Raw genomic sequence first — 13,056 nt, 5'->3', positions numbered from 1 at the left:
GCTGTGCCACAGAGCATCGTGACGCGACAGTGAAACGAAATTCATGTGCAACACAGGGGCGATAGGGCTAAGCGACCCCCCATCGTCATCGTTCGGATCAACGGGTGCAGATCGATCACAGTGCCGGCCGTCCCCTCGTCGAGATCGTGCCGCCCTCCCCCGACATCGCGGGACTCCAACCCTTGAAAACCATCAAGAGCCGCTGGCCTGCGATCATCGGCGCCTTGGTGACGTTGGCGATGCTGGCCGGCCTCGCGCACGAGCTGCTGAGCTCGGGGCTTGCCGGACTGGACCGGGCGACGCCGCGCAATCCGTTGTTCTACATCGCCTTCGCCGCGCTCTATTTCGTGCCGCCGCTGGCCGATTACTGGATCTTCCGGCGGCTGTGGCACATCCCGCCCGGCGGGCTCGTCGCGCTGATCAAGAAGCGGATCGCGAACGACGTCGTCATGGGCTATTCGGGCGAGGCCTATTTCTACGCCTGGGCGCGCGCCCGCGCGCAGCTCGTCGCGGCGCCGTTCGGCGCGGTCAAGGACGTGTCGATCCTGTCGGCGATCGCCGGCAATGCGGTGACGCTGGCGATGATCGCGGTGGCGCTGCCGGTCGGCCGCAATCTCATCCCGCCCGAGATGATGCGCTACGTCTACGGCTCGCTGGCGGTGATCTTCGGCACCTCGCTGCCGTTCCTGATCTTCTCGCGCAAGGTGTTCTCGCTGCCGCGGGGCGAGCTGTGGGCGATCTTCGGCATCCATTGCCTGCGCCTGATCCTCGGCGGCTTCTTCCTCGCGCTCGCCTGGGCGCTGGCGATGCCGAGCGTCGCGATCGGGACGTGGCTGTTCCTGTCGGCGGGGCGCATGCTGTTCTCGCGCCTGCCGCTGCTGCCCAACAAGGACCTGCTGTTCGCCAATTTCGCGATCCTGATGATCGGCGAGGACCAGGCGCTGTCCGAGCTGATCGCCTTCACCGCGGCGGCGGTGCTGCTGATCCACGCGCTGCTGATCGTCGCCTTCGGCATCCATCACCTGCTGACGAGGAAGCCGTCATGACCCCGTCGGCGATCCTTGCCGTTCTGCTGCCCGCGGCGCTGCTGCTCGCCGCGCCCGCCGCGGCGCAGGTGCTCGGCAGCGACGCGGCGGCGTGCAATCCCGGCGGCGGCCCGGCGATCCTCGCGCAGATCGCCGGGCTCAAGGATCGCAAGGGCCGGATCAAGCTCGAACTGTATCCCGCCAACGAGACCGACTTCCTCGCCGACGATTCGGTGCTGCTCGCCGCGGGCAAGACCTTCCGCCGGGTGTGGACGGCGATCCCGGCGAGCGGCCAGGTGCAGGTGTGCATCCGCGTGCCGCGCCCCGGCCGCTATGCGCTGTTCGTCACGCACGACCGCGACGGCAAGAACAAGTTCAACTTCTTCGCCGACGGCGCCGGCTTCCCCGGCCCCGGCAAGATCGGCATGTCGCGGCCCAAGGTCGAGCGCGCGCTGGTCGACGTCGGCACCGCCACCGCCGAACGCACCGTCCAGATGCAATATCTGCACGGCCTCGGCGGCTTCTCGCCGACCAGGGACGAGTGATGCGGATCGTCGACGTCAACGAGATCTATTCGCCGACCGGCGGCGGCGTGCGCACCTATATCGATCGCAAGATCGAGGTGCTGGCCAGCATGGGCCACGAATTGATCGTGCTCGCGCCCGGTCGCGAGGACCGGATCGAGGAGCGCCCCGGCGGCGGCGCGGTCCATTACATCAAGGCGCCGGGCATGCCGTTCGACGCCAATTACGGCCTGTTCTGGGATGCCGAGCCGATCCATCGCCGGCTCGACGCGCTCGACCCCGACGTGGTCGAGAATTGCTCGCCGTGGAAATCGGCGTGGATCGTCGCGCAATGGCAGGGTGGCGGGAAGCGGCGCGCGCTGCGCTCCTATTTCATGCACAACGACAATCTCGAGGCCTATCCCAAGCGCTGGTTCAAGCCGGTCGCCTCGGCCCCGCGGATCGAGCGCGCCTTCGCCTGGTACGACCGCTATCTCAGCCACTGCCTCGCGCAATATGACACGGTGGTCACCAACGGCCCGTCGCTGACCAAGCAACTGGCGGCGCGCGGCATCCGCGTCGATGCGACGATGCCGCTCGGCATCGAGCGCGCGCATTTCTCCCCCGATCTGCGCGACGAGACGCTGCGCGCCGCGCTGCTGCGCCAATGCGGCCTGCCGCCGGAGGCGCAATTGCTGCTCGGCGTCGGCCGCCATCATCCCGAGAAGCGCTGGCCGACGGTGATCGACGCGGTGCAGCGGATCGGGACGCAGGCGCCGGTCGGGCTCGTCATCCTCGGCCAGGGGATGGATACCAAGACGCTCGAACGGCATATCGGCGCCAATCCGCACATCCGGCTGTTCCGCCCGGTCTATGATCGGCGGCGGCTGGCGACGATCATGGCGAGCGCCGACGTCTATATCCACGGCTGCGGCACCGAGACGTTCGGGCTGGTCCCCGCCGAGGCGCTGGCGAGCGGCACGCCGCTGATCGTGCCCGACGGCGGCGGCACCGCGGAGATCGCCGATCCCTTGTTCGCCGAAGTCTATGCGCAGCGCGACGCGCACAGCTGCGCCGATGCGATCCAGCGGATGCTCGCGCGCGACCGTGCGATCGTGCGCCGCGCCGCGCGGGTGGCGTCGGCGACGGTCCGCAACGACGAGGAACATGCCGCCGATCTGGTGGCGCATTACGCCGCGGCGATCGCGGCGCGCGACGGGGTGCGCAAGCGGGCGTGACGGCCCCTCAAGGGCTTCTATCGACGGTTCATGCCGAGCGCGTCGGACGAGATGAGCCTCGGGGCCGCCGAAAAGCCAGAAGCGAACCGTCGCTTATTCTGCTGTCTTCCAACCGTTCGCCCTGAGCCTGTCGAAGGGCGTGGCCACCAGCGAGACCGCCGTATGTGTCGACCCGTGCTTCGACAGGCTCAGCACGAACGGTGTCCGGGCGATCCGCCGGCTACCCCGCCAACTCCGCATAGGCCGCCGGCCGATGCCGCCGGAACGCCGCGAAGGTTGTCGTGATGCGCTCCAGCAGTCGCTTATGCCGCTGTTTTCCAACCGCTCGCCCTGAGCCTGTCGAAGGGCGTGGCCACCAGCGGGACCGCCGTATGTGGCGCCCGCGCTTCGACAGGCTCAGCACGAACGGTGTCGGGGTGATTCGCCGGCTACCCCGCCAACTCCGCATAGGCCGCCGGCCGATGCCGCCGGAACGCCGCGAAGGTCGTCGTGATGCTCTCCAGGAGCGCCGGCACGGTCGTGTCGCCCGGATGCACCGCGATCCGCACGTTGCGCGTCGGCTGCAACACGTGGCGCAGCGCGCCCGCCGCGGCGAGCGAGCTCAGCTGTCGCATCCGCGTCCGGCTCGCCCAGGTGATCACCGGCCCGCGCGCGACCACGGCGCCGCCCGGCCGCCATACCTGCGCATGATCCTCGGCGAGCGAGAACCCCGCATCCGCCAGCGCCGCGCGCGCGCCTTCCGAATAGAGCCACGCCGGCGCGATGAAGCCCGTCGCCGCGCGCCCCGTGATCTCCTCGACCAATGCCTTGCCGCGCCGCATCCGCGCCAGCGCCTCGGCGTGGCTGAGGCCGAGGAATTCGCCCTCGCCGGCGGTCATGTGCCTCGCCTTCAGCGCCGCGGCACGACCGGCATGGGCGCTGTCGTCGCGATGCGTCCAGCCGTGGACGAACATTTCGACCCCCTCGTCAGCCCAGCCGCGCAGCCGGGCGGCGAAGGCGGGGGTGATCGGGGCGCTCGACCAGTGATCGGGGACGACGAGCATCGCCAGCCGCCGCCCGACGTGCGGCGCGAGATGGTCGAGCAGGCGGTCGACCTCGCCCTCGAACCGGGGCGAGACGTCGTGGATGGAGGCGAACAGGCGTTTCATCGCGCGCGATGATAGACGCGGAGATGCTCGTTGCCCATCGGCAGCGTGGCGGTGAGCCGGTAATCGCGCGCCATCGCCGCGGTCACGATCGCATGCGCGGCGGGGCGCTCGCCGCGATAGGGCGGGCGGATCACGACGACCGCAGGCCGGGCGGCAAGGATGCGGCGAATCTCGGCGTCCTGATCGACCCCGGTCGCCCCCGCCTCGCGGAAGCGGATCAGGTGCGAGGGCACCAGATAGCGCGACAGCGCGCAGCGCCCGGTCGCGCTGTAGAGCATGTCGGTCCCCGAATAGACGTACAGGCACCCCGGACCGCGCCCGACCGCCTGCGCCAGCGCGGCGAGCTCGCCCGCGTCGCCGCGACCGGCACGCTGCAGGATCAGCACGATCTGGCCGGCGAGCGCGGCGGTGAGCAGCAGCGCCGGGGTGCGCCAGCGTTGCCAGTCGGGCCGGCCGAGCATGCAGGCCGCGGCGGCGCAGGCGGGGAGCAGGACGGGCAAAGCGTAATGATCGAACCACGGCCGGAAAATCGCGACGCTGCCGATCGACACCGCCAGCCACAGCGCGACGAACCGCCGCTCGCGCCCGTGCGCGCGATCGCCGCGGCTGCGCCGGAGCGCGAGGACCGCCAGCGCCGCGATCGGCGAGACGATCAGGATCATCTCGCCGATATTGCCGGCCAGCTCCGACAAGGGATCGGGATTGCGGTGGAAGATCGACAGGAAATTGGCGAAGACGAAGGCGTCCCACTCGCCGATCGCCGCATAATATACGGCGGCCAGCGCGGTCGGCAGCAAAGCGACGACGATCAGCGCCACGCCATAGCCGATCACCCGCAGCGGCCGGCGCGTCGCGTGCCAGCGATCGGCGAGCAGCCACAGGCCGAAGAAGATGCCTTCGAACACCACCGAATATTTGATCTGCAAGGCGACGCCGACCAGCGCCATGACCAGCAGGCCGTGCGAGGCGCGATGCGGCGGCGGACGCAGCGCGAGCGATGCGGCGGCGAGCATCAGCAGATTGTAGAAGACCGGCGATTGGCCGCTCTGCCCGCCCAACAGGTCGAGCCAGAGGATATAGGCGAGCGCGCCGGCGGTCGCCCCTGCGCCGAAGCCGAGCCGCTCGGCGAGCCGGGCGATCCCCCAGGCGGTGGCGACGGTGCTGGCGAGGGCGAGCGCCTGATAGCCCCAGATGCCGGCGGGGAAGCCGAGCGCGGCGGGGACGGCGTAGAGCAGGAACAGCCCGACCGGCTTGCGGTCCCAGATGTCGACGAAGGGCAACGCCCCCTGCCACATCCGGTGCGCGGTGACGAAATAGAATTCCTCGTCGACGTGGACGAGCGGATTGCCGAAGGTCAGCGCCCGCGCGGCGATCGCGACGAGCAGGAGGATCGGCAGGCGCAGCCGCGGGTTGGCAAGGAGAGGCATCGCGCCGGGCGGTAGCGGCGGCCGGCTGGATTGGGAAGGCGGCTCCGGTTCCTCTCCCCGGCGAGGAGGGGCCACCGCTTATGATCGATTTGGGAGCCGGACGTGTTTCCAAACCCGCTCCGTCACCACGGCCTTGCGCCGGGGTCCCGCTTCTTCGGATCGCGCGACGAAGCGGGATGCCGGATCAAGTCCGGCATGACGAGGAATTTGCCGTCAGACGCGTTTCGCCGTCACGAAATAGTCGAGCTGCGTCGAGCCGCTCAGCACGAACCCGGTCGCCGGCGAGAAGCCGAGGCCCTGCACGTCGGTGACGGTCAGTCCGGCGCGCTCCAGCAGGTCGGTGAGGTCCTCGGGGGTGAGGAACTTGTCCCAGTCGTGCGTGCCGCGCGGGATGCGGCCGGTGCCCTCCGCCAGCGTGATCAACGCGAGGCGCGACAGCGGCGTGCGGTTGGGGGTCGAGAGCACCAGCAGGCCGCCGTCGGCGAGCGATTCCGCGAGCCCGCGGACGAAGCCGGCAGGATCGGCGACATGCTCGATCACCTCGAGGCTGGTGACGAGGTCGAAGCGGCCGGTCATCGCCTCGACGCCGACCGCGCGATAATCGATCGCGAGTCCCGCCTGCGCGGCATGCGCCTGCGCCACCGCGATATTCTCCGCCGCCGCGTCGACCCCCGTCACCGCCGCGCCGAGCCGGGCGAGCGGCTCGCACAGCAGCCCCGCGCCGCAGCCGACGTCGAGCGCGGTCTTGCCGGCGAGCGGCGTGAAGCTGGTGTCGTCGCCGTCCCAGTGCAGATCGACTGCGGCACGAATATAGCGCAGCCGGACCGGATTGAGCTTGTGCAGCATCGCCGAAGAGCCCTTCGGGTCCCACCAGTCCTTCGCCATCGCGCCGAAATGTTGCGCCTCGCGCGGATCGATCGTGCTGCTTGCCATCATCATGGCCGCTACCTATCAGGGCGGCCCCTTTACCCCAAGGAGTTTGGCGACGCAGATGGCACGCATCGTGATGAAGTTCGGCGGCACGTCGATGGCCGGGATCGAGCGCATCAGGAGCGTCGCCGCGCGCGTCAAACGCGAGGTCGAGGCGGGCAATCAGGTCGCGGTGGTCGTCTCGGCGATGGCGGGCGAGACCGACCGGCTGGTCGGCTTCTGCCGAGAGGCGTCGTCGCTCTACGATCCGCGCGAATATGACGTCGTCGTCGCCGCGGGCGAACAGATCACCAGCGGGCTGCTCGCGATCGCGTTGCAGGCGGCGGGCGTGCCGGCGCGCTCGTGGCTCGGCTGGCAATTGTCGATCCATACCGACGACGCGCACGCCAAGGCGCGGATCGGCAGCATCGAGGTCGACGCGCTCAACGCCAGCATGGCGGCGGGCGAGGTTGCGGTAATCCCCGGCTTTCAGGGCCTGTCGGACGACGGCCGCGTCACCACGCTCGGCCGCGGCGGCTCGGACACGTCGGCGGTGGCGGTGGCGGCGGCGATGAAGGCCGACCGCTGCGACATCTACACCGATGTCGACGGCGTCTACACCACCGACCCGCGCATCGTGCCGCGCGCGCGCAAGCTTAACAAGGTGACGTACGAAGAGATGCTGGAACTCGCCAGCGTTGGCGCGAAGGTGTTGCAGACCCGTTCGGTCGGCCTCGCGATGAAGGAACAGGTCCGCGTCCAGGTGCTCTCGTCCTTCACCGGACCCGAGGCGCCGATGGCGGACACATTGCCCGGAACGATGATCGTAGGCGAAGAGGAGATCGACGACGTGGAACGCCAGCTCATCACGGGTATCGCGCACGACAAGAACGAGGCGAAGATCACGCTGACCAGCGTTCCCGACCAGCCGGGCGCGGTGTCGGCGATCTTCGAGCCGCTCGCGGCGGCGAACATTAACGTCGACATGATCATCCAGAATATCGCGCACAACCACGGTTCGACCGACGTCACCTTCACCGTGCCGTCCGCCGACCTCGCGCGGTCGCTGGAGGCGCTCAACCAGGCGCGCGAGGCGATCGGCTTCGCCGAGCTGGTCCACGACACGCGCGTCGCCAAGGTCTCGGTGGTCGGCGTCGGCATGCGCAGCCATGCCGGCGTCGCCAGCACGATGTTCACCACGCTCGGCAAGCGCGGCATCAACATCCAGGCGATCTCGACCAGCGAGATCAAGGTCAGCGTGCTGATCCACGAGGACGAGACCGAACTCGCCGTCCGCATGCTGCACACCGCCTACGGCCTCGACGCCGCGGACGCCGCCGCGTGACCGTCGGACAGGAGCGCCTGCAGCGCCGCATGGCGCGCGGCGCCGCCTTCCTCGGATCGGACGTCGCGATCATGGCGGGCGCCATGTCGTGGGTGTCGGAGCGCAACCTCGTCTCGGCGATGTCGAACGCCGGCGGCTTCGGCGTGATCGCCTGCGGCGCGATGACGCCCGAGCTGCTCGATACCGAAATTGCCGCGACGAAGGCGATGACGGACAAGCCGTTCGGGGTGAACCTCATCACCATGCATCCGGCGCTGTTCGACCTGATCGCGGTCTGCACCAGACATGAGGTCGGCCATGTCGTGCTCGCCGGCGGCCTGCCGCCCAAGGGCTCGCTCGAGGCGATCAAGGCGGGCGGCGCCAAGGTGATCTGCTTCGCGCCGACGCTGGCGCTCGCCAAGAAGCTGATCCGCTCGGGCGTCGATGCTTTGGTGATCGAGGGGATGGAGGCGGGCGGCCATATCGGCCCCGTCTCGACCAGCGTGCTCGCGCAGGAAATGCTGCCCGAGATCGCCGAATCGGTACCGGTGTTCGTCGCCGGCGGCATCGGTCGCGGCGAGGCGATCGCCGGCTATCTCGACATGGGCGCGGCGGGCGTCCAGCTCGGCACGCGCTTCGTCTGTGCGACCGAATCGATCGCACACGCCAATTTCAAGAAGGCATTCATCCGCGCCTCGGCGCGCGACGCGGTGGCGAGCGTGCAGCTCGACCCGCGGCTGCCGGTGATCCCGGTGCGCGCTTTGAAGAATGCGGGCGGCGAATTGTTCACCGCCAAGCAGCGCGAAGTGGCGCTGAGCCTCGACGAGGGCGCGGTCGCGATGGGCGAGGCGCAATTGCAGATCGAACATTATTGGGCGGGTGCGCTGCGCCGCGCGGTAATCGACGGCGACGTCGAGCATGGCTCGGTGATGGCCGGCCAGTCGGTCGGCATGGTGACGAAGGAAGAACCGATCGCCGAGATCATCGGTGCGCTGGTCGCCGAGGCGGCGGCGGCGCTGGAGAAAAGGGCGGGGTAACCATTCCTCCCCGGCACGGGGAGGTGGCGCCGCGAAGCGGTGACGGAGGGGGGCTTCCGCAAGCGCAACGTGCGTGGAAGCCCCCCTCCACCAGCTACGCTGGTCCCCCTCCCCGTGCCGGGGAGGAATTGTTTGTCGCTTACCACGCGTTAACCATTTCTGACGCAGAGTCTGACCGGCCGGGGGGCAGGGAAGGACTGCGATGCGCCATATCATAGCTCTCACCGGCGTCGGTCTGGCGCTGCTCGCCGGTTGCGCGGTCAGGCCGAAGGTGGTTGCGGTCGCGCCGCCGCCGGTACCCGCAGCACCCACGCCGGTCGCGCTTGCGATGCCGAAGGGCGCCTATGTCGGGATGCAGATCCCGGCGCTGATGGGCGACGGTCGCTATGCCACCCCCAATCGCAACCTGTCCGCCGACGGGGCCGTCTGGCATCTGCGCGCCGCGCTCAACGTCGCCGCGCTCGCCTGTCGCGGGCCGGACGAAGCGACGATCATCGCCGGCTACAATGCGCTGATCGCGCAGCAGAAGGTCGTCCTGAACGGCGCACAGACGCGGCTCACCGCCGAATATAAGGCGGCGGGCGGCGACTGGCAGGATCGCTACGACGACCAGATGACGCGGCTCTACAATTTCTTCTCGCAGAGCCAGGCGCGCGAGCCGTTCTGCAACGCCGCGGCGGCGACGCTCGCCGATGGCGCGACGGTGACCGCCGCCGATCTGCCCGCTTTCGCGCAAGGCCGGCTGGCGGTGCTGGAGAAGCCGTTCACCGATTTCTACGCCGCCTATGACGCGTGGCGCGCCGAACGCGCCGCCGCGACCCGTATGGCGATGGCCACCACCGCGCCGCCGCGCGCATTGGTGGTACAGGCGGTTCCCGCTGCGGCACCAGCGCCGCGCCCGCGGCTGACGCTCGATCCGAGCGTCTTCTCCGAAAGCGCGACGACCGTTACTCATTGATCCGGAACAGCGACTCCACCGGCCGTTCCAACGCGGCAGCCAGTTTGAGCGCCAGCAGTGTCGAGGGGATGAACACGCCGTTCTCGACGGTATTGATCGTCTTGCGGCTGACCCCGACACGCTCGGCGAGCGCTGCCTGGGTGAGGCCCATCCGCTCGCGTTCCTCCTTCAGGCTATTGAGAAGCTCGCTCACCGGGCGGCGCGCAGCTCGAGCGTGGCGAAGCTGATCATCGCGGCGAACAGGCCCGCGGTTGCGACGATGCGGGCGACGTCATAGCTGCCGATCATCGCGTCATGCGCGAACGGGGCAACGGCCAGCGCCGCGACGAGGCTCGCCCAAAAGCCTGCCGTGCAGCTCATCCGGCGGTGTTCGCGCACGGCTTCGTCTTCCAGCATCCGGTTGAGGACGCTATTTGGTTTCAGCCACCGCCGCCACGGCAGCAGCGTCAACGCGCAAACCATCGCGATGCCCAGCCACAAACCGTCGACAAAGTCGCGGCGCATGAGCGTCATGCCGGCCAGCTCGGCCAGCAGGAGGATCCCTCCCAGGAGGTACAGCATCAGCGCCCAGCTGCGGCTGGTGCGTTCGGCCAGTTCGATCGTGTTCATTTCAGTCTCCTGTAACCTACAGGTGACATGTAACCCATAAGTTACATCCGTCAACAGGGTTCCCCCTGCGCGCAGGTTCGGTTAACGCCGGCCGTGATGAGGGACGAGGACCAGCCGCAGGCAGGACGCTTCTTGGGAGCCGAGCATCGCTTCGCGGTGCGCGTCTACTTCGAGGACACCGATCTGTCGGGCGTCGTCTATCACGCCAATTACCTGCGCTACATGGAGCGTGCACGCTCCGACATGCTGCGCCTCGCCGGCATCGACCAGCGCGCCACGCATGACGCGGGCGAGGGCGCCTATGCCGTCGCCGATCTCGCCATCCGCTATCGTGCACCGGCGCGGCTCGACGATGCGCTGCTCGTCGTCAGCCGCGTGATCGCGGTGCGCGCCGCCAGCGTCGTCATTCATCACACAGTCAGGCGCGGTTCGCTTGTCTTGGCGGAGGCCGAGGTCACGGTGGCGCTGGTCGCGCCGTCGGGGCGGCCGAAGCGTCAGCCGGCCGCCTGGACGGATATCTACCAAAGCCTGATCTGGCAGGGGACCAATTCATGAATCCGGTGTTCAACATGGATGCGGCGACGCTGTCGCCCGTCGCGCTCTTCCTCCAGGCCGATCTCGTGGTGAAGTTCGTGATGGCCGGGCTGCTGCTCGCCAGCATCTGGACCTGGGCGCTGATCATCGCCTTCTGGCGGCGGCTGGGCCGCATCCGCAAGGGCATGGCCGGGTTCGAACGCGACTTCTGGAAGGCGGAGGATATCGACGCCTTCTACAAGGCGGAGGCGGACAAGGACCTGCCCTCGGCGCGGGTATTTGTCGCCGGCGTGAAGGAATGGCGCCGCTCGACCGCGGGCGGCTCGATCGACAAGGGCGGCACGCGCGAGCGGCTCGCGACCGCGATGGGCGCAGCGGCGGCGCTGGAGATCGACACGATCTCCGACCGGCTCAACATCCTCGCGACGATCGGCTCGGTGGCGCCGTTCGTCGGGCTGTTCGGCACCGTCTGGGGGATCATGCGCAGCTTCACGGGGATCGCGCAGGCGCAGAATTCCTCGCTGGCGGTGGTCGCGCCGGGCATCGCCGAGGCGCTGTTCGCGACCGCGATCGGCCTGTTCGCGGCGATTCCCGCGGTGATCGCCTACAATCGCTTCAGCCACGGCGTGAACCGCATCGAGGCGGCGCTCAACCGCTTCGCCGACGGCTTCCACACGACGCTGTCGCGCCAGCTGGACAGCGGGCGCTGATCCGATGGGCATGAATCTCCCATCCAACCGGGGGCGCGGGCGGCGGGCGCCGGTTGCCGATATCAACGTCACGCCGCTGGTCGACGTGATGCTGGTGCTGCTGATCATCTTCATGGTGACCGCGCCGCTGCTCACCGCCGGCGTGCCGGTCAATTTGCCCGACAGCCGCGCCAAGGCGCTCGATCAGGACCAGAAGCCGGTGCAGCTCTCGCTCGATGCGAGCGGCAAGCTGTTCCTCGACGACGAGGAGATCGGCGAGGCGGCGCTGCCGCAGCGGCTGGAACAGATCGCCGCGGTCCAGGCCGGCGGACAACCGCCGCAGATCTTCCTGCGCGCCGATCGCGCGCTCGATTACGGGCGGGTGATGCGGGTGATGGGCGAACTCAACCGCGCCGGGCTCAACCGCGTCTCGCTGCTGACGGTTGAAGGCGGAAGCGCGCGCTGATGGATCGGGCGGAGAAGATCGGACTGGGCGTTGCGGTCGTCGGGCATGTCGTGCTCTTCGGCCTGCTGTCGGTCGGCTTTCTTGCGACGCCCAATCCGCAGAAGTTGCAGCAGACCCCGATGGAGGTCAGCCTGGTCAAGGACGTCGCGCTCGAGGCGACTGCCCCACAGGCGGTGACGCCGCCGGCGCAGTCGATCGCGCCCGAGGAAGGCGAGCCGGAAGACGCTGCGCCGCCGCCCGAGCCCGCTGCGGAGCCGGCACCCGAGCCCGAACCCGCGCCGCCCGCACCCGCCCCGAAGCCGGCGCCCGCCAAACCGGCTCCGCCCAAGCCCGCGCCGCCGAAACCGGCGCCCGCACCCGCGCCCAAGCCGGCCCCGGTCAAGCCGCAGCCCAAGCCCAGGCCCGCGGCGGAGGCGCCGGCCAAGCCGTCGCCAAAGCCCGCGCCTGCCAAGCAACCGGCCAAGCCGGCAAAGGCCGCACCGGAGAAGCCCGCCGCCAAGGCACCTGCCGCTCCCGCCAAGACTGCGGGCAAGCCGTCGACCGCACCGGCCAAGCCCGCCGCTGCCAAGGGATCGGGCAGCCGCGAGAGCGCGAAGACCGCCAAGCCGCGCGGCTCGCGCCTCGGCTCGGACTTCCTCGCCGGGCTGACCAGCGATCCGTCGCCGAGCAAGTCGACCGCGCCGCGCGCCGCCAAGATCGACGGCCGCGCGATGGCGTCGATCGTCCAGGCGATCGCGCGCCAGATCCAGCCCTGCGCCGACCGGCAGGTCAATCCGGGGCCGGGCGCCAATGAGATCGTGACGACGCTCAACCTGCGCCTCAACGAGGACGGCACGCTCGCCGCGACGCCGCGGATGGTCCGCCAGTCGGGCGTCACCGACGAGAACGAGCGCTACAAGCAGCGCGTCGTCGATCTCGGCGTGGCGGCGTTCAAGGGCTGTTCGCCGCTCAAGCTGCCGGCCGAATATTATTCGACGCCGTCGGGTGGGTGGAACAACATCAACTTCCAGTGGAAGCTGCAGTGATGGGTATCCCCGTTCGTGCTGAGCCTGTCGAAGCACGGGCCCGCCACCGGAGCGGCCCCCTCGTGGCACGCGCCCTTCGACGGACTCAGGGCGAACGGTGGGGTGGGGCGTTTCGTCTCGCTTCCCTCCGTCACCCCGGCCTCGAGCCGGGGTCCCGCTTTTCC

General features: G+C 69.3%; 15 protein-coding genes. 10 read left to right on the top strand and 5 right to left on the bottom strand.

Translation table 11 applies throughout. The annotated features are described in order from the left end of the window. Positions 1 to 182 precede the first annotated feature (182 nt). Genes AC07UH_RS00185 through AC07UH_RS00175 form a run of 3 tightly spaced genes read left to right on the top strand, consistent with a single transcriptional unit; the run spans position 183 to position 2,766 of the window. Positions 183 to 1,046 carry a hypothetical protein gene (locus AC07UH_RS00185; protein WP_495179751.1) on the top strand — a complete coding sequence of 288 codons (864 nt, stop codon included), beginning with the start codon at positions 183 to 185 and terminating at the stop codon, positions 1,044 to 1,046. Next, on the top strand, positions 1,043 to 1,570 hold the full coding sequence (locus AC07UH_RS00180; protein ID WP_495179752.1) for a DUF2141 domain-containing protein: 528 nt from the start codon (positions 1,043 to 1,045) through the stop codon (positions 1,568 to 1,570). Before AC07UH_RS00185 ends, AC07UH_RS00180 begins: the two co-directional genes overlap by 4 nt. Beyond that, entirely contained in the window at positions 1,570 to 2,766 is a 1,197-nt protein-coding gene (locus AC07UH_RS00175; protein ID WP_495179753.1) for a glycosyltransferase, read from the top strand. Before AC07UH_RS00180 ends, AC07UH_RS00175 begins: the two co-directional genes overlap by 1 nt. 428 nt (positions 2,767 to 3,194) lie before the next feature. On the opposite strand, the gene AC07UH_RS00170 is transcribed toward AC07UH_RS00175, so the two are convergent. From AC07UH_RS00170 to ubiG, 3 genes are all read right to left on the bottom strand, one after another. After that, complete coding sequence (locus AC07UH_RS00170) at positions 3,195 to 3,914, bottom strand: DUF2334 domain-containing protein (protein WP_495179754.1); 720 nt, start codon at positions 3,912 to 3,914, stop codon at positions 3,195 to 3,197. Continuing rightward, complete coding sequence (locus tag AC07UH_RS00165) at positions 3,911 to 5,341, bottom strand: hypothetical protein (protein WP_495179755.1); 1,431 nt, start codon at positions 5,339 to 5,341, stop codon at positions 3,911 to 3,913. The genes AC07UH_RS00170 and AC07UH_RS00165 overlap by 4 nt, the downstream gene beginning before the upstream one ends. Before the next feature lie 213 nt (positions 5,342 to 5,554). Continuing rightward, positions 5,555 to 6,280, bottom strand: a complete 726-nt coding sequence (ubiG, locus tag AC07UH_RS00160; protein ID WP_495179756.1) for a bifunctional 2-polyprenyl-6-hydroxyphenol methylase/3-demethylubiquinol 3-O-methyltransferase UbiG — start codon at positions 6,278 to 6,280, stop codon at positions 5,555 to 5,557. A 52-nt stretch (positions 6,281 to 6,332) separates the two neighbouring features. Here ubiG and AC07UH_RS00155 point away from each other — a divergent pair, with 52 nt between their 5' ends. The 3 genes from AC07UH_RS00155 to AC07UH_RS00145 all read left to right on the top strand — a co-directional run bounded on the left by AC07UH_RS00155 (position 6,333) and on the right by AC07UH_RS00145 (position 9,569). Further along, positions 6,333 to 7,595: an aspartate kinase gene (locus tag AC07UH_RS00155; protein ID WP_495179757.1), complete on the top strand. Its 1,263-nt coding sequence runs from the start codon at positions 6,333 to 6,335 to the stop codon at positions 7,593 to 7,595. A gap of 29 nt (positions 7,596 to 7,624) precedes the next feature. Then, positions 7,625 to 8,611 carry an NAD(P)H-dependent flavin oxidoreductase gene (locus AC07UH_RS00150; RefSeq protein ID WP_495179815.1) on the top strand — a complete coding sequence of 329 codons (987 nt, stop codon included), beginning with the start codon at positions 7,625 to 7,627 and terminating at the stop codon, positions 8,609 to 8,611. Between the two features lie 202 nt (positions 8,612 to 8,813). Beyond that, on the top strand, positions 8,814 to 9,569 hold the full coding sequence (locus AC07UH_RS00145) for a hypothetical protein (RefSeq protein WP_495179758.1): 756 nt from the start codon (positions 8,814 to 8,816) through the stop codon (positions 9,567 to 9,569). Here the strand turns inward: AC07UH_RS00145 and AC07UH_RS00140 are convergent. Next, positions 9,559 to 9,762: a helix-turn-helix transcriptional regulator gene (locus AC07UH_RS00140; protein ID WP_495179759.1), complete on the bottom strand. Its 204-nt coding sequence runs from the start codon at positions 9,760 to 9,762 to the stop codon at positions 9,559 to 9,561. The two genes, AC07UH_RS00145 and AC07UH_RS00140, sit on opposite strands and share 11 nt — an antisense overlap. Next, a complete protein-coding gene (locus AC07UH_RS00135; RefSeq protein WP_495179760.1) occupies positions 9,759 to 10,178 on the bottom strand; it encodes a hypothetical protein in 420 nt (139 codons plus the stop codon). Before AC07UH_RS00135 ends, AC07UH_RS00140 begins: the two co-directional genes overlap by 4 nt. A 96-nt stretch (positions 10,179 to 10,274) precedes the next feature. Here AC07UH_RS00135 and AC07UH_RS00130 point away from each other — a divergent pair, with 96 nt between their 5' ends. From AC07UH_RS00130 to tolA, 4 genes are read left to right on the top strand one after another with little or no spacing between them, the layout of a single operon-like run. Next, entirely contained in the window at positions 10,275 to 10,733 is a 459-nt protein-coding gene (locus AC07UH_RS00130) for a YbgC/FadM family acyl-CoA thioesterase (RefSeq protein WP_038665067.1), read from the top strand. Continuing rightward, positions 10,730 to 11,422, top strand: coding sequence for a protein TolQ (tolQ, locus tag AC07UH_RS00125; RefSeq protein WP_038665070.1), 693 nt, complete (start codon positions 10,730 to 10,732; stop codon positions 11,420 to 11,422). The genes AC07UH_RS00130 and tolQ overlap by 4 nt, the downstream gene beginning before the upstream one ends. A 4-nt stretch (positions 11,423 to 11,426) precedes the next feature. Further along, the gene (gene tolR / locus AC07UH_RS00120; RefSeq protein WP_038665073.1) at positions 11,427 to 11,867 is read left to right on the top strand and encodes a protein TolR; all 441 of its coding nucleotides are present in this window, start codon (positions 11,427 to 11,429) and stop codon (positions 11,865 to 11,867) included. Further along, a complete protein-coding gene (gene tolA, locus AC07UH_RS00115) occupies positions 11,867 to 12,892 on the top strand; it encodes a cell envelope integrity protein TolA (protein WP_495179761.1) in 1,026 nt (341 codons plus the stop codon). Before tolR ends, tolA begins: the two co-directional genes overlap by 1 nt. The last annotated feature ends 164 nt before the right edge of the window (positions 12,893 to 13,056 follow it).

The organism is Sphingomonas sp. GW821-FHT04B01 (assembly GCF_059420425.1).
Note: the sequence above shows the minus strand (reverse complement) of the source record. Positions and strands in the feature narration are given on the sequence as shown.